This is a genomic window from Streptomyces sp. NPDC030840 (assembly GCF_055572015.1).
The window spans coordinates 180,377-204,536 of sequence record NZ_JBVIEE010000010.1; the positions used below are offsets into that span (position 1 = coordinate 180,377).

Genomic DNA, 24,160 nt, shown 5'->3' on the forward strand with positions numbered 1-24,160 from the left:
ACGGTAAGGAGCATTCGGCGCCACAGTGGTGTCCATGGATACGACACGCATGGAAGCCCTCACCGGAATGCTCACCGTCCTCGGAATCCTCGTCCTCCTGGTCCTCCCGTCAGTGATCGGGATCGTGCGCGACCGGCGCATCGACCGCCGGATCAGGGAGGCCCAGGAGGCCCGTGAGGAGTACGGGAATCAGAAGTCCTCGTCGAAGCCGACCGAGCCCTCCACGGCGACCTGGTACGCCGACGGCCGCCGCTCGAAGAAGTTGGTCAGCTCCTGGACTCCCTGAAGCTCCATGAAGGAGAAGGGGTTCCCGGAGCCGTACACCGGGGCGAAGCCGAGCCGCGTCAGACGCTGGTCGGCCACGCACTCCAGGTACTGCCGCATCGAGTCGGTGTTCATCCCCGGGAGGCCGTCACCGCACAGGTCGCGTGCGAACTGCAGCTCGGCCTCGACGGCCTCCCGCAGCATGTCCGTCACCTGCTGCCGGAGCTCGTCGTCGAAGAGGTCCGGTTCCTCCTTGCGGACGGTGTCCACGACGTCGAAGGCGAAGGACATGTGCATCGTCTCGTCGCGGAACACCCAGTTGGTGCCGGTCGCGAGGCCGTGCAGCAGGCCACGGCTGCGGAACCAGTAGACGTACGCGAAGGCCCCGTAGAAGAACAGGCCCTCGATGCACGCGGCGAAACAGATCAGGTTGAGCAGGAACCGGCGGCGGTCGGCCTTGCTCTCCAGCCGGTCGAGCTTCTCGACCGAGTCCATCCACCGGAAACAGAACTCGGCCTTCTCGCGGATGGAGGGGATGTTCTCGACGGCCGCGAAGGCCGCCGCCCTGTCCTCCGGGTCGGGCAGGTAGGTGTCCAGCAGCGTCAGGTAGAACTGGACGTGCACGGCCTCCTCGAAGAGCTGGCGGCTCAAGTACAGGCGCGCCTCGGGGGAGTTGATGTGCTTGTACAGCGTCAGGACCAGGTTGTTCGCGACGATCGAGTCGCCCGTCGCGAAGAAGGCCACCAGCCGGCCGATCAGGTGCTGCTCGGCGGGCGTGAGCTTCGCGAGGTCGGCCACGTCCGAGTGGAGGTCGACCTCCTCCACGGTCCACGTGTTCTTGATGGCGTCCCGGTAGCGCTCGTAGAAGTCCGGGTAGCGCATGGGGCGCAGGGTCAGCTCGAAGCCGGGGTCGAGGAGATGGGCGTGACGAGCGGTCATTACTGGCATGCCTCGCAGGACTCGGGGTTTTCCAGGGAGCAGGCGACGGCGTCTTCCGGCGCCGGCTGCTGAACGGGGACGGTGGCTCGTGCCTGTGCCGCGCGGGCGATGCGGGTCGCCGGGCGCGAGCGCAGGTAGTACGTAGTCTTCAGGCCCTGCTTCCACGCGTACGCGTACATCGAGGAGAGCTTGCCGATGGTCGGCGTCTCCAGGAACAGGTTCAGGGACTGGGACTGGTCCAGGAACGGGGTGCGGGCGGCCGCCATGTCGATCAGGCCGCGCTGCGGGATCTCCCAGGCCGTGCGGTACAGAGCGCGCACGTCGTCCGGGATCCAGCCGAAGCCCTGCACCGACCCGTTCGACTCGCGCAGCGCCTCGCGGGTGCGGGCGTCCCACACGCCGAGCCGCTTCAGGTCGTTCACCAGGTACGCGTTGACCTGGAGGAACTCGCCGGACAGGGTCTCGCGCTTGAACAGGTTGGAGACCTGCGGCTCGATGCACTCGTACACGCCCGCGATCGAGGCGATGGTGGCGGTGGGGGCGATCGCGAGGAGCAGGGAGTTGCGCAGACCCGTCGCCGCGATCCGCTCGCGCAGCGCCGACCAGCGCTCCGGCCAGGTCGGCCGCACGTCGTAGTGGTCGGGGTGCAGGACGCCGCGGGCCGTACGGGTCTTCTCCCAGGCGGGCAGCGGGCCGCAGCGCTCGGCTAGGTCGGCCGACGCCTCGTACGCGGCGAGCATGATCCGCTCGGCGATACGGGTGGACAGTGCGCGGGCCGCGGGGGAGTCGAAGGGGAGCCGCAGCTTGAAGAAGACGTCCTGGAGTCCCATGGCACCCAGGCCGACGGGCCGCCACCTGGCGTTCGAGCGGGCTGCCTGCTCGGTCGGGTAGTAGTTGATGTCGACGACGCGGTCGAGGAAGGTGACGGCGGTGCGGACGGTGGCGTCGAGCCGCTCCCAGTCGAGGTCGCCGGTCTCCATGTCGACAAAGGCACCCAGATTCACGGACCCCAGGTTGCACACCGCCGTCTCGCCGTCGTCCGTGACCTCCAGGATCTCGGTGCACAGGTTCGAGGAGTGGACGACGTGGCCCGGCTCGGCCGTCTGGTTGGCCGTGCGGTTGGCCGCGTCCTTGAAGGTCATCCAGCCGTTGCCGGTCTGGGCGAGGGTGCGCATCATGCGCCCGTACAGGTCGCGGGCCGGGATGGTCTTCCGGGCGAGGCCCTCGGCTTCCGCCCTGCGGTAGGCCGCGTCGAACTCCTCGCCCCACAGGTCGGCGAGCTCCGGCACGTCGGCGGGGGAGAAGAGGGACCAGACACGGTCCTCGTCGACCCGGCGCATGAACTCGTCCGGGATCCAGTGCGCGAGGTTCAGGTTGTGCGTACGGCGGGCGTCCTCACCGGTGTTGTCGCGCAGCTCCAGGAACTCCTCGATGTCGGAGTGCCAGGTCTCCAGGTAGACGGCGGCCGCGCCCTTGCGCCGGCCGCCCTGGTTCACGGCGGCGACCGAGGCGTCGAGGGTCTTCAGGAACGGGACGATGCCGCCTGAGTGCCCGTTCGTGCCGCGGATCAGCGAACCGCGGGAGCGGATGCGGGAGTACGCGATGCCGATGCCGCCCGCGTGCTTCGACAGCCTGGCCACCTGCTGGTAGCGCTCGTAGATCGAGTCCAGCTCGTCCTTCGGGGAGTCGAGGAGGTAGCAGGACGACATCTGGGCGTGCCGCGTACCGGAGTTGAACAGGGTGGGGGAGGAGGGCAGGTAGTCGAGGCGGCTCATGAGCCCGTAGAGCGCGGCGACCTCGTCCACGGACTGTGCGCCCGTCTCTGAATCGAGCGCAGTGTCCTTGGCGAGCCCGGACGCCACCCGCAGCATGAAGTGCTGGGGCGTCTCGACGACCTTGCGGGTGATCGGATGCCGCAGCAGGTACCGGCTGTGCAGCGTGCGGAGCCCGAAGTAGCCGAAGCGGTCGTCGGCGGCCGTGTCGATCAACGCGTCGAGGCGGGCCGCGTGCAGCCGTACGAACTCGGCGGTGCGGTCGGCGATGAGGCCTTCGCGGTGGCCCACGGCCACGGACTCGGAGAAGGACGTGACGCCCTGCGAGGCGGCCTCTGCCGTAATGCCGATCGTGAGCAGCCGGGCGGCCAGCCGTGAGTAGGCCGGGTCCTCCGAGATGAGACCGGCCGCCGCCTCGGTGGCCAGTTCCCGCAGCTCCGTCTCGTCGGCGTGCGCGGAACGGCCGCGCAGCGCGGCTGCGGCGACCCGTCCGGGGTCGGCGTCGGGAAGGTCGGCGGTCAGCTCGGTCAGGGTCCGCAACAACGCGGTTCCGGGACCGTCGTGTTCCTGCTCGGGCCCTGCTTCCTGCCCGGTCCCCGCTGAAACCGGATCGGCTGGCGCGATGGTCACGTGTGGGCTCTCCCTCGCTCGGCACGGGGCCTTGCGGAGGGCAGGGGGCAGCGCACGAACGCACACGGCGTCGCGTCCACCGGCCCATTCCGCGAGGCCCGGACGTCAGGCACCCGGACCGGTCGGCCGGGTGCGCTGTCGGCAGGTCCTCGGACTGACCATGCGTGCGGACATGGGTATGTACACACGCAAGTACACCGTTGCGGGACAGTTCCGGATTCGCGCCGGATTCCCCTGCGGCGACAGCGAGCATGAGCATACATCTTGTGCCGCGCCGTGGAAGCGGCCCCATATGTTGTGGCGTGATGGTGTGTCGCGCTGGTGTCAGAGCGTCAACTCGTAGGTGAGGAGAGTGATGTCGTCGAGGTGCGGAAGCGGGTTCCAGTCGCGGTCGGGAGTGCGGGTGAAGCCGAGACGTTCGTAGATCCGGTGGGCCGCGTGCATGGAGCGCTGGGTGGACAGGACCATGCGGGCGCAGCCGGGCGTGGACCGCGCGCGTTCGACGCACGTACGGACGAGTGCCTCGCCGACGCCCCGCCCGCGGGCCTCGGCGGCCACCGCGAGCATCCGTATCTCCGCCTCGCCGGGCCCCGCGATGTCGGCCATGGGCCCGCCGGCCGGCACGAAGGTCACCCCGCCGAGCACGCGGCCGTCCTCGGCGGCGACGAGCACCTCGGCCGCGGCGGCCCGCTTGGCGACGTCCCGCAGCTCACCGAGGTACGCGTCGGCCGCTCCGAAGTCGAGGAGGCCGTCGCCCAGGTACGCCTGCGCGGTGAGCTCACCGAGGGTGTCGTACTCGTCGGGCCGTGCCTGTCTGATCGTGATGTCCATGGTGGGGAGTGTGCCGGACGGGTGCGAGGTCGGCTCACGGATTCCACGGCTGTGGAGGGCTCAGGCCACTCCCGGCCACTGGGGCAGGGTCGCCACGAAGTCCTTGCTGAAGTCGCGGGGGCCCGGGCCGAGGGCGACGCGGCCCGTGAGGGTCATGCGGGCGGAGAGGGCGGAGGACTCGGTGTAGTAGGCGCGCTGGGCGGCCGCGGGCACGAACACGGTCTTCCCGCGGGTGAGTTCGCTGGCCGACTCGACGATGACGGCGCCCTCCGCGACGGTGAGGAACGACTCGTCCGCGCACGCGCCCACGGCGAGCGGGTCGTGCAGCGGGCAGGCGTCGCCCCCGCCGTGGCGGCGGTAGGCGTCCATGTAAACCCTCAGCAGGCGGACGGCAAGCGCCGTGCCCGGGCCCGCCGCCTCCAGGGCGGCCAGGTCGGCGGGACCGAAGAGGCAGTGGTGGGAGGCGTCCAGGTCGACCATGGTGAACGGAATGCCGGAGGACAGGACCACCTCGGCGGCGTCCGGGTCGGCCCAGATGTTGAACTCGGCGACCGGCGTGATGTTGCCGGGCACCTGCGCGGCGCCGCCCATGAAGACGAACTTCCGGACGCGCCGGGCGAAGCCCGGGTCCTCCAGGAGCGCGATCGCCACGTTGGTGAGCGGGCCCGTGGCGCACACGGTGAGCTCTCCCTCGTACTCCCGGGAGAGCCGCAGGAGGGCCTGCGCGGAGGACTCCGGCAGGTGGGCGGCCGTCGAGTCGGGCAGCACCTCGTTGCCGAGGCCCGCCGGACCGTGGAAGGCGGACGCGGCGGTGTACGGGAGGCGGGTCAGGGGGCGGCCCGCGCCGCGGTGGACCGGTAGGTCGGCGTCGACGCCGAAGGCTCTGGTGAGGGCGCGGGCGTTGCTGTACGTCTGCTCGGCGGGGAGGTTGCCGCCCACGGAGGTGTAGGCCTTCAGGTCCCACCGGCCCGTGCCCAGCAGGTACTGCAGGGCCAGGGCGTCGTCGATTCCGGGGTCACTGTCGAGGACGATCGGGGGGCGGGGCGTCACGGGGGCACCTCCGGTGGGGGCGGGGTCTCTCCTGCCAGCCCAGCCCCTGCGAACGCTTGTGTCAATCGGGCCCCCACGGAGGGTTTTCGCCCCCGCCGCCCCTACCCGACCCCGCCCCGCGGCTCCGCCCCGGACCCCGCTCCTCGAACGCCGGAGGGGCTGAATGCGCACGGGGAACGGCGCGGCTGTCAGGGGCGCGGGGAACTGCGCGACCAGCCCCCACCCGCCGGCACACGACCCACGCTCCCCAGAAACCCCCGCGGGGTCTGGGGCGCAGCCCCAGTGATGGGACGGGTAGGGGCGGCGGGGGCGAGAAACCCCCGCCGCCCCAGCGCCCCGCGGCTAGTGCGCCGACCCCGCCGTCGCCGGAGGCAGCTCCACCGCCACCCCCGGGTCGCCCGCGTCCGCCGTGTAGTCCTCCGGCTTCGTCTCGTCGACCCCGTCGGGCGCCTTGACCGCCTTCAGGACGAAGGTGAGGACGACCGTGACGACCACGTTCAGCACGAACGCCGTCAGACCGATGTAGCCGATCTCGCCGAGCCCCGGGATCTCCGCGTTGGAGCCGCCGAAGTGCTTCTGGGTCGGGGAGGCGACCCCGTAGGCGGCCACCGTGCCGTACACCATGCCGACCGCCCAGCCCGCGAGCAGCGCCCAGCGGTGGAACCAGCGCGTGAACAGGCCGCCGACCAGCGCCGGGAAGGTCTGCAGGATCCAGATGCCGCCCAGCAGCTGGAAGTTGATCGCCACCGTCTTGTCCATCGTCAGGACGAAGGCCAGCGCGCCCACCTTCACCAGCAGGGACACGATCTTCGAGACCTTGGTCTCCTGCGCGGCCGTCGCGTCCGGCTTGATGAAGTCCTTGTAGATGTTGCGGGTGAACAGGTTCGCGGCCGCGATGGACATGATGGCCGCCGGAACGAGCGCGCCGATGCCGATCGCCGCGAAAGCCACGCCCGCGAACCAGGCCGGGAACATGTCCTCGAACAGCTGCGGGATGGCCAGCTGCCCGTTGGTGACCTTGATCCCGGCCGCGATCGCCATGAACCCCAGCAGGGCGAGCAGGCCCAGCATCAGGGAGTACAGCGGAAGGATCGTGGTGTTGCGGCGGATCACCTCACGGCTCTTCGAGGACAGCGTCGCCGTGATCGAGTGCGGGTACATGAACAACGCGAGCGCCGAGCCGAGAGCCAGCGTCGCGTACGTCCACTGGCTCGCCTCGGCCGGGACCAGCGCACCGCGCGGCTTGTCCGTCGCCGGGTTGACCTGCGCGAACGCGTCCCCGGCCTTGGCGAAGACGTCGTCGAAGCCGCCCAGCTTGATCGGGATGTAGATGATCGCCACGGCGATGACGATGTAGATCAGGGTGTCCTTGACGAACGCGATCAGCGCGGGCGCCCGCAGACCCGAGGAGTACGTGTACGCGGCCAGCACGCCGAAGGCGATCAGCAGCGGAAGGTCCTTGATGAACCAGTTGGTGTTCTCGCCGCCGCCGACACCCATCACGTCCAGCACGGCCTGGATGCCCACCAGCTGGAGCGCGATGTACGGCATCGTCGCCAGGATGCCGGTGAGGGCCACCGCCAGCGACAGACCCTTGGAGCCGAAGCGGCCGCGCACGAAGTCCGACGTGGTCACGTACCCGTGCTTGTGGGACACCGACCACAGGCGGGGCAGGAACGTGAAGATCAGCGGGTAGATCAGGATCGTGTACGGCACGGCGAAGAAGCCGGCCGCCCCCGCCGCGTAGATCGCCGCCGGGACCGCCACGAAGGTGTAGGCCGTGTACAGGTCGCCGCCGAGCAGGAACCAGGTGATCCACGTGCCGAACGACCGTCCGCCCAGGCCCCATTCGTCGAGGCTGTGCTCGTTCTCGGCCCTGCGCCAGCGGGCGGCGAGGAAGCCCATGACCGTGACGGCCAGGAAGAAGAAGACGAAGACGGCGAGCGCGACGCCGTTCACACCGTCGTTCATGCGTCCGCACCGCCCTTCGACGCGTGGCGGGCGCGCTGGTCACGCTGCCACAGCTTGTACGCGGTCGCGGTGAGGGCCGTGGAGATGAGCACCCAGGCCATCTGGTACCAGTAGAAGAACGGGATGCCGATGAACGCCGGGTCCGTCTTCGCGTACGAGCCGACCCAGAGCATCGCCACGAACGGGGCGAGCAGGCACACGGCGATGACGACGCGCACCGGCGTCACCACCGGTGGTTTGACTTCCGGCGCATCTGACATGTGGCGGCTCCGTCCCCTCACTGATCGCCTGTTCAACGCGCAGGAAATGTAAGGGACGTTCACGCCGTACGGAACCCCTCGTCCGGATATCGGATGCGGAGGTTGTGTGCGTACGACGCCGTGCGAGCGAGCAGTGGCGTGGCCGGACGGCAGGCAGGCGCAGCGGTCGCGCCACACCGCGTGTGCCGCCTCGACTGCCTCAGTTGCCTCAGTTGCCTCAGTTGCCTCAGTCCTGCGGCCGCTTGAGCCTGGCCACGAACTTGTACCGGTCACCCCGGTAGACCGACCGCACCCACTCCACCGGCTTGCCCTCCTCGTCCAGGGAGTGGCGGGAGAGCATCAACATCGGCAGGCCGACGTCCGTGCCGAGGAGGCCGGCCTCGCGGGGTGTGGCCAGGGACGTCTCGATGGTCTCCTCGGCCTCGGCGAGGCGCACGTCGTACACCTCGGCCAACGCCGTGTAGAGGGACGTGTACTTGACCAGGGACCGGCGCAGCGCGGGGAAGCGCTTGGCGGACAGATGGGTCGTCTCGATCGCCATGGGCTCGCCGTTGGCCATGCGCAGCCGCTCGATGCGCAGCACCCGGCCGCCGGTGGTGATGTCGAGCAGCCCCGCGAGCGTGTCGTCGGCGGTGATGTAGCCGATGTCGAGGAGCTGGGAGGTGGGTTCGAGGCCCTGGGCGCGCATGTCCTCGGTGTACGAGGTGAGCTGGAGGGCCTGGGAGACCTTCGGCTTGGCGACGAAGGTGCCCTTGCCCTGGATGCGCTCCAGCCGCCCCTCCACGACCAGTTCCTGCAGGGCCTGCCGCACAGTGGTGCGCGAGGTGTCGAACTCGGCGGCCAGCGTGCGCTCCGGCGGCACCGGCGTGCCCGGCGGCAGCGTCTCCGTCATATCCAGGAGATGCTTCTTCAGGCGGTAGTACTTGGGCACGCGCGCGGTACGGACGGTCGTTCCGTTCTCGTTCTCCGCACTGCTGACGTCGGTGCTCATGCTCCGCCTTCCCGGCTCCGTATGCCGACGCGACCGACGGATCTCGGTCACGGCTCACATCGTGGCACGGCTTTCCGCGCGGGTGTCCCTCGCGCGCCCCGTGATCCCCTCTGTATACCTTCGCGCCTCTCGCTGGTCTAGTCCACCGCGCCGAAGTGGTCTACCTGAAGTGTGCGGGTGCGGCCCTGGGATTTCGCCGGTTTCTTACTTAAAGGTTCCTGCATATGTAGGTCGCATAACGGCTGGTGAGAGCGCCCTCGAACACCCTTGACAGGCCATTTGGTCTGGGCCAAGCTCTGCGCACTGGTCTACACCATTGGTCCAGTGTCCCGGCCCCACGGGCAGTACTTCGTCGTATGTCACCGCGGTGGGCAGGGGGGTTCGTGGCATCCCTGAGGAGGGTGGCGTGAAGCGCAAGCTGGTAGCCGCGATCGGTATCGCGGGCATGATGTTCTCCGTCGCGGCGTGTGGGGGCGGCGACAGCGAGTCGGCCAAGGATCCGAAGGACCGCAAGGGCGATCTCACCGTCTGGCTCATGACGGACGCCCAGAGCACCTGGCCGGAGCTGGTCAAGCAGGCCAACACCGAGTTCAACAAGAAGTACCCGGGCGTCAAGGTCAAGGTCCAGTACCAGCAGTGGAGCGACAAGACCAAGAAGCTGGACGCGGCCCTCGCCGGCGACTCGTTCCCCGATGTCGTCGAGCTCGGCAACACCGAGACGATGACCTACATCCTCAACGGCGCGCTCGGTGAGATCGACGCCAAGAAGTACGACAACTCCGACACCTGGATCGCGGGCCTCAAGGACACCTGCAGCTACGAGGGCAAGCTCTACTGCGTGCCGTACTACGCCGGTGCGCGGGTGGCGATCTACAACAAGTCCATGTTCAAGGGCGCGACGGGCAGCGACGCGCTTCCCGAGACCGAGACGGCCCTGACCAAAGCGCTCGACAAGCTGCAGAAGAAGTACGGCAAGAAGGACAAGGCCTTCTCGCCCCTCTACCTGCCGGGACGCTACTGGTACGCCGCCATGTCCTACGTCGCCGCGTACGGCGGCAAGATCGCCGAGTACGACGAGTCGGCCAAGAAGTGGAAGGCCACGCTGTCCTCGCCCGAGGCGCAGCAGGGCATCCAGCACTTCGTCGACCTGGTCAAGAAGTACAACAACGGCGACCAGACGAAGGACGAGCAGGACCACGCCAACGTCATGGCCAACGAGAAGGCGGCCCTGATCTACGGCAACGGCTGGGAGTCCGGAAGCGTCATCGACCCGGCGGCCAACGGCAACCCGAAGCTGAAGGACAAGATCGGCACCGGAGCGATGCCCGGCCCGAACGGCAAGACGCTCCCGTCGTTCATCGGCGGCTCCGACCTGGCCACCATCTCCAAGTCCAAGAACCAGGACCTGGGCGAGTACTGGATCTCGCTGTTCACCAACGAGAAGTCGGAGGCGGCCCTCGCCGCCAAGAACATCCTGCCCAACAACACCAAGCAGCTGGAGCCGCTCAAGAGCAAGCCCGAGACGGCGCCGATCGCCAACGCCGTGCCGGACGCCTGGTTCACCCCCATCGCACCGGGCTGGGCCGCGGTCGAGAAGAAGGAGACGCTCGAGCTGATGCTGCTCGACATCCTCAAGGGCAAGTCGGTCGCGGCGGCCACCAAGGCCGCCGACACGGAGATCGACAGCCTGATCAACGAGGCCTCCTGACCTCGACCAGGTCACCGATCCGTCGACGGGCCGTCCCGACCCGGCCCGTCGACGGACAGTCCTGACCAGTGACCACCTGAACCGCCCCGTCGGGGGCGGCGGACCCGGCGCGACACAGGCCGCCGCCCCCGCCCGCGATGCGACAGGCCGTCGCCCCGCCCCCGGTTAACCGGTCCGAACGGAAGGCCAGCACAGTGAGCGCCGCCGACATGAAAGCAGCCGATCCTCCGGTACCCGTCCCCACGGAGCCCGGGCAGCCGGAGCCAGGAACCCCGGCGGGCACGCCCGGCCCCGCGGACAGCGGCCCGGCTGCTCCCGCCAGGGTGAACAGGAAGCGCAGGGCGGGCCCCCTGCTGCCGTACCTGCTGATCGCCCCCACCATCGTCGCGCTCGCCGCCGTCTTCGTCTGGCCGCTGATCAAGACAGTGATCATGTCCTTCCAGGACGTCGGCAGGCGCGAGCTGTGGACCGGGGAAGCGGCGCCCTGGGTGGGCTTCGACCAGTTCACCGCCATCTTCGGTGACGGGGAGTTCTGGGACGTCGTCTGGCGGACCGTCCTGTTCATGACCGTCTGCGTCGTGGCCACCATGGGCCTCGGACTGTTCCTCGCCCTGTCGATGCAGCGCATGGCGACCGGAGTGCGGCTCGCCCTCACCGGCGCCCTCGTCGCCGCCTGGGCCATGCCCCTGCTCGTGGCCACCTCGATCTTCCGCTGGTTCGCGGACTCCGACTACGGCGTCCTCAACATGATGCTGACGAAGTACCTCGGCCTCGACTTCCGCGGCCACAACTGGTGGCTCGACCCCCAGCAGGGCTTCCTCATCATCGGCGCCGTCGTCGTCTGGGGCGCCATCCCGTTCGTCGTCATCACCCTGTACGCGGCCCTCACCCAGGTGCCCAAGGAGCTGGAGGAGGCGGCCTCCCTCGACGGGGCCAGTGCCGCCGGCGTCTTCCGCTTCGTCACCTGGCCGGTCATCAAGCCGGTCTTCCAGATGATCGCCACGCTGTCCGTCATCTGGGACTTCAACGTCTTCGGCCAGGTCTTCCTGATCCGCGGCAACAAACCGGAGCCCGAGTACAACCTCCTCGGCACGTACTACTACGAGAAGGCGTTCGAGTCGAACTCCTTCAGCCAGGGCGCCGCCATCTCCCTGATCACGGTCCTGCTGCTGTCCGGTGTGGCCGTCTACTACCTGCGTCAGCTCCTCAAGATCGGAGAGGTCGAGTGAGCGCCACCGCAACCGGCCGCGGCACGGTCCGCCCCTCGGGCAAGAGCCCCGCGTACCGCCCCGACCGCAGGAGGCGGAGCCGGCACGTCCACAACCTCGTCGGTGTGGTCGCCTTCGTGGTCATGGCCTTCCCGGTCTACTGGCTGGTCATCAGCGCACTGCGGCCGAACAACGAGATCCGCAGCTACGACCAGACGCTGTGGCCCAGTTCCTTCACCCTCGACAACTTCCAACGCGCCGTCGACATGCCGAACTTCGGGTCGGCGATCCAGTCGAGCCTGATCATCTGCGGCACCGCCGTGCTCGGCGGCATGCTCCTCGCGACGATCGCCGCGTTCGCCATCGGCCGCTTCCAGTTCATCGGCCGCAAGGCCTTCATGATGGTGCTGCTGGCGGTCCAGCTGCTGCCGCCGACCGCGATGCTCATCCCCATCTACATCCAGCTCAACGAGCTCGGCGGGCTCAACCAGTACTGGGGCGTCATCGTCCTCTACCTGGTCTCCACGCTGCCCTTCGCCACCTGGATGATCCGCGGCTTCGTGGTCAACATCCCCAAGGAGCTGGAGGAGTCCGCGATGGTGGACGGATGCGGCCGCATGGGCGCCTTCTGGCGGGTGATCCTCCCGCTGCTCGCCCCGGGCCTCGCGGCCGCCTCGATCTTCTCGCTCATCAACGCGTGGAACGAGTACCTGCTGGCGTACATCGTCCTCCAGGACAACGACAAGTACACGCTCAACGTGTGGCTGATGAACTTCACCACGTCCCGCGGCACCGACTACGGCGCGCTGATGGCGGCGTCCACGCTCATCGCCATCCCCGTCGTGGTCTTCTTCATGTTCGTGCAGAAGAACATGGCCTCGGGCCTGACCTCCGGCGCAGTAAAGGGATGACTCCGCCCATGACGACACTCGCAAGCGGGGCGGACACCCTGACACGTGACGCCCTGACCGTCCTCCAGCCCGGCTTCCCGGGCACGACCGCCCCCGACTGGCTGCTGCGCCGCCTCGGCGAGGGCCTGGCCTCCGTGGGCCTGTTCGGCCGCAACATCGCCTCCCCCGAGCAACTCGCCGCGCTGACAGCCGAGTTGCGCGCCGAGTGCGAGGACGTCCTGGTCGCGATCGACGAGGAGGGCGGTGACGTGACGCGCTTGGAGGTGCGCAACGGTTCCTCCTTCCCCGGCAACCACGCCCTCGGCGCGGTGGACGACGTGGAGCTCACCCGCGAGGTGGCCCACGAGCTGGGCCTCCGCCTCGCGCAGTGCGGGGTCAACCTGAACTGGGCCCCGTCGGCCGACGTGAACGCGAACCCGTCCAACCCCGTCATCGGGGTCCGCTCCTTCGGCGCCGACCCCGAGCTCGTGGCCCGGCACACGGCCGCCTACGTCTCCGGACTGCAGGCCGCCGGCGTCGCGGCCTGCACGAAGCACTTCCCCGGGCACGGCGACACGGCGGTGGACTCCCACCACGCGCTGCCCCGCATCGACGCGGCGCCGTCGGTCCTTCAGGCCCGGGACGTGGCCCCGTTCCGGGCCGCGATCGCCGCGGGCACCAAAGCGATCATGAGCGCCCACATCCTGGTCCCGGCCCTGGACGGCGAGTACCCCGCGACCCTCTCCCCGCGCGTCCTGACGGACCTCCTGCGCAAGGACCTCGGCTACGAGGGCCTGATCGTCACCGACGGCATCGAGATGCAGGCCATCGCCGCCACCTACGGCATCGGACGCGGCAGCGCCCTCGCCATCGCCGCGGGCGCGGACGCGATCTGCGTCGGCGGCGGCCTCGCGGACGACGAGACGGTACAGCACCTCCGGGACGCCATCGTCTCGGCCGTTCGCTCCGGTGAACTGCCCGAGGAGCGTCTGGCCGACGCGGCGGCCAGGGTCCGGGAGCTGGCGGCCTGGACCTCCGGCCGCGCCCCCGGCCACGGCGGCGGAACGCGTCACGACGTGGGCCTCGTGGCCGCCCGGCGAGCACTGACGGTGACACGCTCCACGACGTACGAACCCGTGAGCGCCCCACCCTTCGTGGCCGCGTTCACCCCGGTCGCCAACATCGCCGTAGGGGCCGAGACCCCCTGGGGAGTCGCGGCCGAGCTGGCCCGCCTGTGCCCCGGCACCCGGACGGCGAGCTTCGCGGGGGAGGAGGCGGGTCAGTCCGCCCTGGCCTCCGCGGGCCCCCGCCGGATCGTGGCCGTGGTCCGCGACGAGCACCGCCACCCCTGGATGCGCGCGGCCCTCGACACCGTCCTCGCGGCCCGCCCCGACACGATCGTCGTCGAGATGGGCATCCCCCAGTCCCCACCCCGCGGCGCCCTCCACATCGCCACCCATGGCGCGGCCCGCGTCTGCGGCCGCGCGGCGGCGGAGGTCATCGTCGCGGGGGAGTGACGGAGAACAGAACGGACGAAGGTGCCGGTGCCCCCGCTCGGGGCACCGGCACCTTCGGCTTCTCGGCTTTGGGGGCGCCCCGACAGGGGCGCGGGGAACTGCGCGACAAGCCACGATCAAACCGCAGTCCGCAACACGCGTTCAGTCCCGAGCTCCATCCGGCATGCCAAGGGCACCCCGGCGGAGCCGAGACGCTCAGATCCCCTGCCACCCCGGCTTATTGGCATACGTGTGCCGAAAATAGTCCCCAAGCTTCAACTTGGACGCCGCCCCCTCGTCCACCACAACCGTCGCGTGCCGGTGAAGCTGCAGCGCCGACGCCGGGCACACCGCGGCAAGCGGCCCCTCCACGGTCGCCGCCACCGCGTCCGCCTTGCCCTCACCCGTCGCGAGCAGCACCAGGTGCCGCGCGTCGAGGATCGTCCCGATGCCCTGCGTGATGACGTGGTGCGGGACCTGCTCGATGTCGCCGTCGAAGAACCGCGCGTTGTCGATGCGGGTCTGCTCGGTGAGCGTCTTGATCCGCGTCCGCGAGGCCAGCGAGGAGCACGGCTCGTTGAACCCGATGTGCCCGTCGGTCCCGATCCCGAGCAACTGCAGGTCCACACCCCCGGCGTCGGCCAGGGCCTTGTCGTACGCCTCACAGGCGCCCTGCACGTCCTCGGCGGTGCCGTCGGGGCCCATGAACGCGTCCATGCCGAAGCCCAGCGGTTCGAGAACCTCACGCCGGAGCACGGAGCGGTACGACTCGGGATGCTCGGCCGGCAGCCCCACGTACTCGTCGAGCTGCGCTATGCGGGCCCGTGACGTGTCCACCGCGCCGGAGGCCACCCGCGCCGCCAGCGCCTGGTAGACGGGCAGCGGGGTGGAGCCGGTGGCCACGCCGAGCAGGGCGTCGGGCTTGCGCCGGAGCAGCCGGGCCATGGCCTCGGCGATGAGTTCGCCGCCCGCCTGCGCGTCCGGGACGATGACAACTTCCACGCTGGGCCTGCCGATCTGGAGAGGGACTCAACTGGGACCCGGAGGGGCACGATGTGGTTTAGACCAATCTAGCAGAAGGGCCTTCTCGTGAGTGTCTCGATCCGGCCCCCCAGGTGAACCGAAGCGGGCTACTCTGCGTGTGACGCGTCGGCAGATGTTGGACAATGTGACAACAGCAGACATCCGTCAACGCATGGACACACGCATGTGGTCTAGTCCACAATGCCAACAGGGCGTGTGAACCACCGAGCATGCCCACCACAAGCCTCCGTCTTCCCCGCACAGGAAGGCGGACCGAGGAACCGGCGCTCTCTGCCCTGACTGCTCCGGCTCCTCATCCTTCGGCCGACCGGGACCGCACACCCCGCGGCCGATGTTGCTCCGGGCTGCGGTGCCGGGAGGGTTGAGGGTCCCTCTCAGGCGCCGCGGCCCGCGGGTGTTTCCAGGGCCGCGGCGGCGCCGTACCCGATGACGCGCCCGCGGTTTCCGGCCGTGTCCGAACCGCCAGGTACGCTCGCACACGTGCCCTCCATGAACGAGCTCGTACGCCAGCACACCGCCCTCAGCGACTCCGACCTGGAGTGGCTGCACCTGCTGGTGTCGGAGTGGCAGCTGCTCTCGGACCTCTCCTTCGCCGACCTCGTCCTGTGGGTCCCCACCAGCGACGGCACGCGCTACGTCTCGGTGGCCCAGATGCGCCCCAACACGGGCCCGACGTCGTACCAGGACGACATGGTCGGCCACCTCGTCCCACGCGGCCGCAGGCCCCTCCTGGACGCGGCCCTGGACGAGGGCCGGATCGTGCGCGAGGGCGATCCCGAATGGCGCGAGGAGGTGCCCGTACGGGTCGAGTCCATCCCCGTACGCAGGGAGGGCCGCGTCCTCGGCGTCATCGCGCGCAACACCAACCTGCTGACCGTGCGCACCCCGAGCCGCCTGGAGCTGACGTATCTCCAGAGCGCCTCCGACCTCGCCCAGATGATCGCCGCCGGGGCCTTTCCGTTCCCGAACCAGCAGGTCGACATGGACGCCTCGCCGCGCGTCGGCGACGGACTGATCCGGCTCGACGCCGACGGCCTCGTCCAGTACGCCTCCCCGAACGCGCTGTCCGCGTACCACCGCCTCGGCCTCGCCGCCGACCTGGTCGGCCACCACCTCGGCAGGACGACCGCCGAACTCGCCCCGTCCCGGGGCCCGGTGGACGAGGCGCTCGCCAAGGTGGCCAGCGGCTGGGCGCCCCGTGAGTTCGAGATCGAGGCCCACGACGGGGTCATCCAGGTCCGCGCGATCCCGCTCAAGCCCAAGGGCACCCGCATCGGCTCCCTGGTCCTCCTGCGGGACGTCACGGAACTGCGCCGCCGCGAGCGCGAGTTGATCACCAAGGACGCGACGATCCGGGAGATCCACCACCGGGTAAAGAACAACCTCCAGACGGTCGCGGCGCTCCTGCGCCTCCAGGCCCGGCGCATAGAGTCGGAGCGCGGCCGTGAAGCCCTCGAAGAGGCCGTGCGGCGCGTCGGGTCCATCGCGATCGTGCACGAGACGCTGTCGCAGAACCTGGACGAGCGCGTCGAGTTCGACGAGATCGCGGACCGCGTCCTCGCCATGGTCGCGGAGATCTCCCCGGGCAAGGTCGCGGGCCGGCGTACGGGCCGGTTCGGAATCCTGGACGCGGAGGTGGCGACCCCGCTCTCCATGGTCCTCACGGAAATCCTGCAGAACGCCCTCGAACACGGCTTCCGTCAGGGCGAGACCGGCACGGTGGAGGTCTCGGCGGTGCGCGGCGGTACGACCAAGGAGGAGCGCCTTCTCGTCACCGTCCAGGACGACGGCGTCGGCCTCCCGGAGGGCTTCGACCCGCACCGCTCGGGCAACCTCGGCCTGCAGATCGTACGGACGCTGGTGGAGGGGGAGCTGGGCGGCACGTTCGACATGGTGCCGGCGCCGGAGCGGGGGACGCGGGTGATCCTCGACGTGCCGGTGCGGGCCCAGAAGTAGACCCGCAGACCCGCAGACCTGCACAAGACGTTCACACCCGTCGCGTACGCGAACGCTGCGCGCGTACGTATGGAACAGAGATGGGACTGGGCGGGGAAGTCACGGAGAAAGCGATGAGCCCCGGACCAAGTGAACTGGTCCGAGGCTCAGATGCTTGCGATTCTGCGCATCGGGGGCACTGCGCGCTGCGGCTCGGGGGCGGGAGAAGCGTACTCGCTGTACGCGCCGCCAAGCTCAGGCTGTTGCTGGGTGGGATGTCAGGCGGAGGCCTGACGGGCCCGGTTGCGGGCGGCGCGGCGCTTCATGGCGCGGCGCTCGTCCTCGCTGAGACCACCCCAGACGCCGGAGTCCTGGCCGGACTCAAGCGCCCACTGCAGACACTGCTCGATCACCGGGCAGCGACGGCAGACAGCCTTGGCTTCCTCGATCTGCAGCAGCGCAGGACCGGTGTTGCCGATGGGGAAGAACAGCTCGGGGTCTTCCTCGCGGCAAACGGCGTTGTGACGCCAGTCCATGGCTGCTACCTCTCTTGGTGTTGCTTGCACGTTGCTTGTGAATGTGAACGCTTTCACGAATCCCTCAACAAGTGAAGGGCCGATCACCAGGCGGACTGGTGTGGTCCAGAGATTTTGAGGAGGGGTTCCGGCGCTCTGTGGTGCCGATGTTGCGGGCTGTCCCGAGCGCCACGTAGAGACTCGCAAACCTCAGCGGCGGATACAACCCCTTCCGGAAAGTTTTTTTTGATTCCTCGGTGTCGACTAGGTCACAGCCGTAATTCCATGGGGTGGATCCTGGCCTAAACGTTCGAGTGGAAGGACTTTTGCCCGTTCCGCTCACACAATCACACGCAGTGCACGGCGTACGCCTGTGAACGTCACGCTCGTACGCAGTCCGAGGTGGTCTCCGTCCATCTGAAGCGGGAGCGGCACCTTCGAATGCAAGGTGAAGTCGGTCAGGTCATGCAGGGACACCGCATGCTTGCCATGGGGTCCCCGCTCGGGGGACGAAGTGAGCAACTGGGTGCCATACCGGGCAACCGCGCCCGTCGACATACGGCTGAGACCGAGTACGTCGAGGCCTTTATCGAACGAGGCCTTAGGCGAGGCGTACACCGGGCGATTGCCCAGATAGGTCCACGGAGAGGTGTTGCAGACTATGGACAGCACCAAATCGGTCACCGGGTCGGCGCCGGGTCGCTCAAGGGTGATGGTGCCGTGGCGGCGGTGGCTCTCTCCGAGGAACTGGCGGAACGCCTGCCGCATGTAGAGGGAGTGGGTCGAGCGCTTGCCGCGTTCGCGGTGCTGTTCGACGCGGCCGACCACGCCGGCGTCGAAGCCGAGGCCGGCGTTGAAGGTGAACCAGCGGGCGGGGACGCCTTCGTCCTCGCTGCCCGGTGTGCCGGCGGCGAGGCCCAGGCCGACCGTGCGCTCGCTGCCCTCGCGCAGGGCGTCCAGCAGAGCGCCGGTCGCTTCCACCGCGTCGTTGGGGAGGCCCAGGGCGCGGGCGAAGACGTTGGTGGAGCCGCCGGGGACCACGGCGAGGCGCGGGAGCCGGTCGGGGTCGGGGCCCTCGTGGAGGAGACCGTTCACGACCTCGTTGATCGTGCCGTCGCCGCCGAGCGTGATGACCAGGTCGACCTCGTCGCTCTCCGCCGCCTGGCGGCCGAGGTCACGCGCGTGCCCGCGATACTCCGTCGTGACCGCGTCGAGCTTCATCTCGCTCGCCAGCGCATGGATCAGGACATCGCGCGTACGTGCGCTTGTGGTGGTTGCCGCCGGATTGACCACGAGAAGTGCACGCATGCGATGCAGGGTACCTACTGGGTGGTACTCGGCCCAGTCCGAGGTAGGGGTTGGCAACTGCTACGTCGGGAGCGCATATAAGGGTGAGTTAGCTCGATCGTGTGATGGTCGGCTTTCGGGCTTGCGGTGCCTCGTGCGGGCCGGGATAGCGCGGGCAGCGCGATCTGGGACGCCGGGTGCGGTGCCTGGGGGCACCCCCAGCGGTAGCTGGGGGAGTGCGGGGCCCCTGCTCCACCAGCGAGATGGTTCAGGGCCTCCCCGTCGCCTCTGGCCGCATCCACATGACCAGGTCGTGAGGGACCCGCCCGCCCGGCTCGGACCACGGACAGGATCCGTGTCGCCGCCCGGGATGCGAAAGCGGACGACCTGGGGGTACCTCCCACGCCCTCAAGGCAGTGGGGGAGCGTCCAAGACCGTTCGGGGCGTGCCAGTGAGCGGACTCACTCTCGCTCACTGTCCAGGAACGGTTGGGTAAGAGAGCGCATGGGCGTTTTGGGCGCCCATGGCTTCCGGTGGTCCGGTGCGTCGGCGGCTGTCCGGTTGTGTGTGGCTGGTCGCGCTGTTCCCCGTGTCCCAGCACGGGCGCGCTCGGCCCAGTTCAGGGGCGCGGGGAACTGCGCGAGCAACCACCAACGAACCCGCAGCCGACCACCGTCATGTACCCGGCAGTCGCGACCGACGCCCCCCACACCCCGGAGGGATACGCTTCAGGCGTGAGCCCTGAGCAGAACTCCACCCCCGAGAGCCCCGACGCAGCCCCCCGCCCCGCACGGCTGACAGCCGCCGCCGCGCTGGCCGCGCTGGAAGGGCTGGCCCTTGCCGTGGGCGGCGGCGCCATGCTCGTACTGGGACTGGCGGGCGACCCGGACGACCGTCAGCAGGCCGTGACCGGTGGCGTCACCCTGCTCGTCCTCGCGCTGCTGCCCCTGCTCGCCGCGCGAGGGCTGTTCCTGCGGCGCGGCTGGAGCCGGGGGCCGGCGGTCATCACTCAGATCATGGCGCTCCCGGTGGCGTACAACCTGCTCCAGGCCGACAGTGTGGCCATCCCGGGTGGCATCGTCCTCGCGGCCGTCGCCGTCACCGCGCTGGTGCTCCTCGTGAACCCGGCGACGACTCGGGCGCTCGGCATCAGGGGCCCGGGGGCCGGGGACGTGCAGGACCAGAAGTGAGGCGTGCCCTCGCGGAGCGGAAGGCGCCGCGAGGGCGAAGAGCTGGTCCTCGCCGGACCAGTCCTCGATGATCCAGTCCCCGAGGAACTACTCCCCGAGGAACTACTCCTCGACCAGGAGCTTCTCCCGGAGCTGGGCCAGGGTGCGGGCCAGCAGGCGGGAGACGTGCATCTGGGAGATGCCGACTTCCTGGGCGATCTGCGACTGCGTCATGTTGCCGAAGAAGCGGAGGAGGAGAATGCGCTTCTCCCGCGGGGGGAGGTCCTCCAGCAGCGGCTTGAGGGATTCGCGGTACTCCACGCCCTCCAGCGCCTCGTCCTCCGCGCCGAGGGTGTCCGCCACCGCGGGTGACTCGTCGTCCGTGTCGGGGACGTCCAGGGAGAGGGTCGAGTAGGCGTTCGCCGACTCCAGGCCCTCCAGGACCTCCTCCTCCGAGATGGACAGCTTCTCGGCCAGCTCGTGGACGGTGGGGGAGCGGCCGTGCTGCTGGGAGAGCTCCGCCGTGGCCGTGGTCAGCGCCAGGCGCAGCTCCTGGAGCCGGCGGGGGACGCGGACCGCCCAGCCCTTGTCGCGGAAGTGACGCTTGATCTCGCCGACCACCGTGGGCGTGGCGTACGTCGAGAACTCGACTCCGCGGTCCGGGTCGAAGCGGTCGACCGACTTGATCAGGCCGATGGTGGCGACCTGGGTGAGGTCGTCCAGCGGCTCACCGCGGTTGCGGAAGCGGCGCGCGAGATGCTCGACGAGCGGCAGATGCATCCGGACGAGCCGGTTGCGCAGCTCCGCGTACTCGGCGCTCCCGTCCTTCAGCGCGCGCAACTCGACGAACATCGCCCGCGCGCCACTGCGGTCCTGGGGGTCGTGCTGCGTGCCCTGCACGCTCTGCTCACCGTTCCGCTCGTGCTCGCTCATAGTCCCGCCCGCCGTCACCCGACGCCGCCCTTCCGAGGACGTGGTGCTCCGTACGGCACCCTCCGGATCCCGTCGCCCGTCGGAGAGCTCCCCGTGCTCCTCGTCGCCGATCGGCTCTGCCCACTGGGACGCCCCGGCCGCGGCCGAGGAGTCGTCCTCCGGATGCGGCCGGGCCTGTTCGGGGATGCCGTCGACGCCGTCCGCCCAGTGCTGCGGCCCGCCCGGGCCGTTCGTGCCCTCGGCGGGAAGTTCCCGTGTGCCGCGCTCTTCGTCCCGCACCGGCCCTTCCCCGTTCCTCACGCCGGCCCGGGTCCCGCGCCGCGCTGTTTGTAGAGGCTGATCGAAACGGTTTTGTCGTCGTCGACGGCGGACGACACCTTGCCCGCGAGGGCCGACAGGACGGTCCAGGCGAAGGTGTCGCGCGAGGGGGCGTGGCCGTCCGTGGTGGGGGCGGAGACCGTCACCTCGAGCGAGTCGTCGACGAGACGGAAGACACAGCTGAGCACCGAGCCGGGCACGGCCTGCTGGAGCAGGATCGCGCAGGCCTCGTCGACCGCGATGCGCAGGTCCTCGATCTCGTCGAGGGTGAAGTCCAAACGGGCCGCGAGGCCGGCGGTGGCCGTACGCAGCACCGACAGGTAGGCACCCGCGGCCGGCAGCCGGACTTCCACGAAGTCCTGGGTCGCGGGCTCGCCTGCGATCTGGGACACCCTCACCTCCAAGGTGGTACAAACTGTTTCGGGGTCCGAGGGTCGCCCCTCGGGGTAACGCGCTATGTGGTTCAGCGGTGACGCTATCGCGCTCCCAAGGTCCCTGTCCTGGAGACCCCGCCCCGTGCTGTCACTCATAGTAAGCACATGAACACGCTCGGTGGCTAGGGGTCTGCGGGCCTCAAATAGGAAGAGCGCGCGCCGGATTGACGTACCCACACGTCAGACCGCCGAACCGTGTCACATCAGTACGCGCTCGCGTCGCCTGTGTCATGCGCATTTCTGTTCTATGGTTGCGTGCCCGGTGGACGCGCGTCATACGAGGACGTGGTCGACGAAGCACCAGCGCCACTTCTCGCCGGGTTCGAAGGTCCGCATGATGGGGTGGCCGCTCTCCTTGGAGTGCTCGGTCGCGTGCCGGCCCGGCGACGTGTCGCAGCAGCCGACGTGGCCGCACGACAGACACATCCGCAGCTGCACCGGGTGTGAACCGGCGGCAAGGCACTCGGGGCAGGTGTCGCTGAGCGGCGCCGGCTCCGGGTTCGGCAGCGCGTCCACGTGCGTGCACTGTTTCATGATTGCCAGGTTACGACGGCCGCGCGGAACACCGCGCGGAAAACAAGGGTGGGCGAGATCCATGCACGTGTTGCCACTGCTGATGCTGGTCGCCGGCAGTGCCGCCGTCGCCGGCGCCGCCCGTCGTACGCCGGTACCGGCGCCCCTCCTGCTCGTCGCGGTGGGCCTGGCCGCCTCGTACGTGCCCGGGGTGCCCGCGTACGAGCTCGACCCGGACATCGTGCTGCCGCTGATCCTGCCGCCACTGCTGTACACGGCGGCCACCGAGAGCTCCTACCTCGACCTGCGGGCCCAACTGCGACCGGTGGCGCTGTTGTCGGTCGGCTACGTACTGTTCGCGACCCTCGTGGTCGGCTGGGCCGCCTATCTGCTCGTGCCCGGGCTGCCCCTGACCGCGGCACTCGTGCTCGGGGCGGTGGTGGCGCCGCCGGACGCCGTCGCGGCGACGGCGGTCGCGCGCCGGGTGGGGCTGCCGTCGCGGATCACCACGATCCTGCAGGGCGAGTCCCTGGTGAACGACGCCACCGCGATCACCGCGTACCGGGTGGCCCTGGCGGCCACGGTCGGCGAGGGGGCGACCTGGGGCGGCGCGATGGGCGAGTTCGCGATGGCGGCGGTCGGCGGGATCGCGGTGGGGCTGTTGCTGATGATGCCGATCCACTGGCTGCGCACCCACCTGAAAGAGGCGCTTCTGCAAAACACCCTCTCCTTGCTGATCCCGTTCGTCGCGTACGGGCTCGCGGAGTGGGTGCACGCCTCCGGAGTGCTCGCCGTGGTCGTCGTCGGCCTCTACCTGGGGTTCCGCAACTGGCAGGTCGACTTCGCGACCCGGCTCCAGGAGGAGGCGGTCTGGAGGATGGTCGGCTTCCTGCTGGAGTCGGCGGTGTTCGCACTCATCGGACTGCAACTGAAGATAGTCATCGAAGGGCTCGGGGCGTACCAGGGGACGGCCGCGGCCTGGTACGCGATCGCCGTCTTCCTCGTGGTGGTCGTCACCCGCTTCCTGTGGGTGTACCCGGCGACCTTCCTGCCGCGGCTGCTCTCGCGGCGGATCAGGGAGCGGGAGGACAACCCCACCTGGAAGGGCTCCTTCATCACCGCGTGGGCGGGAATGCGGGGCGTGGTGTCGCTGGCCATCGCCTTCTCGATCCCGATGACCGTGCACGGCGGGGAGCCCTTCCCCGAGCGCAACCTGCTGCTCTTCCTGACCTTCACCACGGTCATCGGAACCCTCGTCGTCCAGGGCCTGACCCTGCCCCCGCTGATCCGCGCCCTGCGTCTGCCCGGACGTGATCCCCAGGCCGAGACCCTCGCCGAGGCCAACGCCCAGGCGCAGGCGTCCCGGATCGCCGAGGAGCGCCTCGACGAGCTGCTCGCGGACGAACGCAACGCCCTGCCGCCGCCCCTGGCCGAGCGGCTCCGCTCGGTCCTGGAACGGCGCCGCAACGCGGTGTGGGAGCGGCTGGGCTCGGTGAACCCGGTGACCGGCGAGACCGTCGACGACACCTACAGCCGCCTCTCCCGGGAGGTGATCGGCGCCGAGCGAGCCGTCTTCGTGAAGCTGCGGGACGGCCGGTACATCGACGACGAGATGCTCCGGACCCTGCTGCGCCGACTGGACCTGGAGGAGGCGGCGGCGTACCGGGAGTCGGAGGGGTGAGGCCGCCGGGCGCCTCCGGCAGGTTGCGCCCCACCGACGTGCCCGGCCGCGGTGGCCGGCGCTCTCCTCGCCCCCGCCGCCCCTACCCGTCCCATGCCTGGGGGCTGCGCCCCCAGACCCCCGCTTGTCGGCCTGCCGGCCTCGTCCTCAAACGCCGGACGGGCTGAAAGATTCAGCTCCTCCGGCGTTTGAGGAGCGGGCTCCGGGGGCCGCTCCCGAAACGGGGTCCGGGGCGGAGCCCCGAAAGGGACGGGGGCCCAGGGGGCGCAGCCCCCTTGGCCGGGGTCGAAGGGGCAGCGCCCCTGAGGAGGGGACGGGTAG

The 24,160-nt window shown here is 69.7% G+C and carries 21 protein-coding genes and 1 riboswitch; of the genes, 8 read left to right on the forward strand and 13 right to left on the reverse strand.

Features of this window, described 5'->3' with window-relative positions; all coding sequences use genetic code 11:
* Positions 1-34: 34 nt before the first annotated feature.
* Positions 35-286, forward strand: coding sequence for a hypothetical protein (locus ACZ49J_RS22850; protein ID WP_467450906.1), 252 nt, complete (start codon positions 35-37; stop codon positions 284-286).
* Here the strand turns inward: ACZ49J_RS22850 and ACZ49J_RS22855 are convergent.
* The 7 genes from ACZ49J_RS22855 to ACZ49J_RS22885 all read right to left on the reverse strand — a co-directional run bounded on the left by ACZ49J_RS22855 (position 190) and on the right by ACZ49J_RS22885 (position 8,708).
* Positions 190-1,203: a ribonucleotide-diphosphate reductase subunit beta gene (locus tag ACZ49J_RS22855; protein WP_467450904.1), complete on the reverse strand. Its 1,014-nt coding sequence runs from the start codon at positions 1,201-1,203 to the stop codon at positions 190-192. The genes ACZ49J_RS22850 and ACZ49J_RS22855 overlap by 97 nt on opposite strands.
* Positions 1,203-3,605 carry a ribonucleoside-diphosphate reductase subunit alpha gene (locus tag ACZ49J_RS22860; RefSeq protein ID WP_467450903.1) on the reverse strand — a complete coding sequence of 801 codons (2,403 nt, stop codon included), beginning with the start codon at positions 3,603-3,605 and terminating at the stop codon, positions 1,203-1,205. Before ACZ49J_RS22860 ends, ACZ49J_RS22855 begins: the two co-directional genes overlap by 1 nt.
* Before the next feature lie 123 nt (positions 3,606-3,728).
* Positions 3,729-3,899, reverse strand: a riboswitch (cobalamin riboswitch).
* A 30-nt stretch (positions 3,900-3,929) separates the two neighbouring features.
* Complete coding sequence (locus tag ACZ49J_RS22865; RefSeq protein WP_467450901.1) at positions 3,930-4,436, reverse strand: GNAT family N-acetyltransferase; 507 nt, start codon at positions 4,434-4,436, stop codon at positions 3,930-3,932.
* A gap of 60 nt (positions 4,437-4,496) precedes the next feature.
* A complete protein-coding gene (locus ACZ49J_RS22870) occupies positions 4,497-5,486 on the reverse strand; it encodes a nucleoside hydrolase (protein WP_467450900.1) in 990 nt (329 codons plus the stop codon).
* A 342-nt stretch (positions 5,487-5,828) separates the two neighbouring features.
* A complete protein-coding gene (mctP, locus tag ACZ49J_RS22875) occupies positions 5,829-7,457 on the reverse strand; it encodes a monocarboxylate uptake permease MctP (RefSeq protein ID WP_467450899.1) in 1,629 nt (542 codons plus the stop codon).
* Positions 7,454-7,717, reverse strand: coding sequence for a DUF3311 domain-containing protein (locus ACZ49J_RS22880; RefSeq protein ID WP_467450898.1), 264 nt, complete (start codon positions 7,715-7,717; stop codon positions 7,454-7,456). Before ACZ49J_RS22880 ends, mctP begins: the two co-directional genes overlap by 4 nt.
* A gap of 226 nt (positions 7,718-7,943) precedes the next feature.
* Positions 7,944-8,708 (reverse strand): GntR family transcriptional regulator, encoded by a 765-nt coding sequence (locus ACZ49J_RS22885; protein ID WP_467450897.1) that lies wholly within the window; start codon positions 8,706-8,708, stop codon positions 7,944-7,946.
* A gap of 406 nt (positions 8,709-9,114) precedes the next feature.
* On the opposite strand from ACZ49J_RS22885, the gene ACZ49J_RS22890 reads away from it, so the two are divergent.
* The 4 genes from ACZ49J_RS22890 (at position 9,115) to ACZ49J_RS22905 (ending at position 14,031) form a co-directional block, all read left to right on the forward strand.
* On the forward strand, positions 9,115-10,416 hold the full coding sequence (locus ACZ49J_RS22890) for a sugar ABC transporter substrate-binding protein (protein ID WP_467450896.1): 1,302 nt from the start codon (positions 9,115-9,117) through the stop codon (positions 10,414-10,416).
* A 194-nt stretch (positions 10,417-10,610) separates the two neighbouring features.
* Positions 10,611-11,645: a carbohydrate ABC transporter permease gene (locus tag ACZ49J_RS22895; RefSeq protein WP_467450895.1), complete on the forward strand. Its 1,035-nt coding sequence runs from the start codon at positions 10,611-10,613 to the stop codon at positions 11,643-11,645.
* Entirely contained in the window at positions 11,642-12,535 is an 894-nt protein-coding gene (locus ACZ49J_RS22900; RefSeq protein ID WP_467450894.1) for a carbohydrate ABC transporter permease, read from the forward strand. The genes ACZ49J_RS22895 and ACZ49J_RS22900 overlap by 4 nt, the downstream gene beginning before the upstream one ends.
* An 8-nt stretch (positions 12,536-12,543) precedes the next feature.
* Positions 12,544-14,031: a glycoside hydrolase family 3 protein gene (locus tag ACZ49J_RS22905; protein ID WP_467450893.1), complete on the forward strand. Its 1,488-nt coding sequence runs from the start codon at positions 12,544-12,546 to the stop codon at positions 14,029-14,031.
* A gap of 195 nt (positions 14,032-14,226) precedes the next feature.
* On the opposite strand, the gene nagB is transcribed toward ACZ49J_RS22905, so the two are convergent.
* Positions 14,227-15,012 carry a glucosamine-6-phosphate deaminase gene (gene nagB, locus ACZ49J_RS22910; RefSeq protein WP_467450892.1) on the reverse strand — a complete coding sequence of 262 codons (786 nt, stop codon included), beginning with the start codon at positions 15,010-15,012 and terminating at the stop codon, positions 14,227-14,229.
* A 522-nt stretch (positions 15,013-15,534) separates the two neighbouring features.
* On the opposite strand from nagB, the gene ACZ49J_RS22915 reads away from it, so the two are divergent.
* Positions 15,535-17,010: a sensor histidine kinase gene (locus tag ACZ49J_RS22915; RefSeq protein ID WP_467450891.1), complete on the forward strand. Its 1,476-nt coding sequence runs from the start codon at positions 15,535-15,537 to the stop codon at positions 17,008-17,010.
* Between the two features lie 257 nt (positions 17,011-17,267).
* Here ACZ49J_RS22915 and ACZ49J_RS22920 read toward each other — a convergent pair whose 3' ends face one another.
* Positions 17,268-17,525, reverse strand: a complete 258-nt coding sequence (locus ACZ49J_RS22920) for a WhiB family transcriptional regulator (RefSeq protein ID WP_003992873.1) — start codon at positions 17,523-17,525, stop codon at positions 17,268-17,270.
* Between the two features lie 318 nt (positions 17,526-17,843).
* Complete coding sequence (locus tag ACZ49J_RS22925) at positions 17,844-18,812, reverse strand: diacylglycerol/lipid kinase family protein (RefSeq protein WP_467450889.1); 969 nt, start codon at positions 18,810-18,812, stop codon at positions 17,844-17,846.
* A gap of 713 nt (positions 18,813-19,525) precedes the next feature.
* On the opposite strand from ACZ49J_RS22925, the gene ACZ49J_RS22930 reads away from it, so the two are divergent.
* Positions 19,526-19,981 (forward strand): hypothetical protein, encoded by a 456-nt coding sequence (locus ACZ49J_RS22930; RefSeq protein ID WP_467450888.1) that lies wholly within the window; start codon positions 19,526-19,528, stop codon positions 19,979-19,981.
* A gap of 102 nt (positions 19,982-20,083) precedes the next feature.
* On the opposite strand, the gene ACZ49J_RS22935 is transcribed toward ACZ49J_RS22930, so the two are convergent.
* From ACZ49J_RS22935 to ACZ49J_RS22945, 3 genes are all read right to left on the reverse strand, one after another.
* Entirely contained in the window at positions 20,084-21,193 is a 1,110-nt protein-coding gene (locus ACZ49J_RS22935) for an RNA polymerase sigma factor SigF (RefSeq protein WP_467450887.1), read from the reverse strand.
* A complete protein-coding gene (locus ACZ49J_RS22940; RefSeq protein ID WP_015657891.1) occupies positions 21,190-21,603 on the reverse strand; it encodes an ATP-binding protein in 414 nt (137 codons plus the stop codon). The genes ACZ49J_RS22935 and ACZ49J_RS22940 overlap by 4 nt, the downstream gene beginning before the upstream one ends.
* 315 nt (positions 21,604-21,918) lie before the next feature.
* Positions 21,919-22,179, reverse strand: a complete 261-nt coding sequence (locus ACZ49J_RS22945; protein ID WP_467450885.1) for a UBP-type zinc finger domain-containing protein — start codon at positions 22,177-22,179, stop codon at positions 21,919-21,921.
* 61 nt (positions 22,180-22,240) lie between these two features.
* On the opposite strand from ACZ49J_RS22945, the gene ACZ49J_RS22950 reads away from it, so the two are divergent.
* A complete protein-coding gene (locus tag ACZ49J_RS22950) occupies positions 22,241-23,839 on the forward strand; it encodes a Na+/H+ antiporter (protein WP_467450883.1) in 1,599 nt (532 codons plus the stop codon).
* The last annotated feature ends 321 nt before the right edge of the window (positions 23,840-24,160 follow it).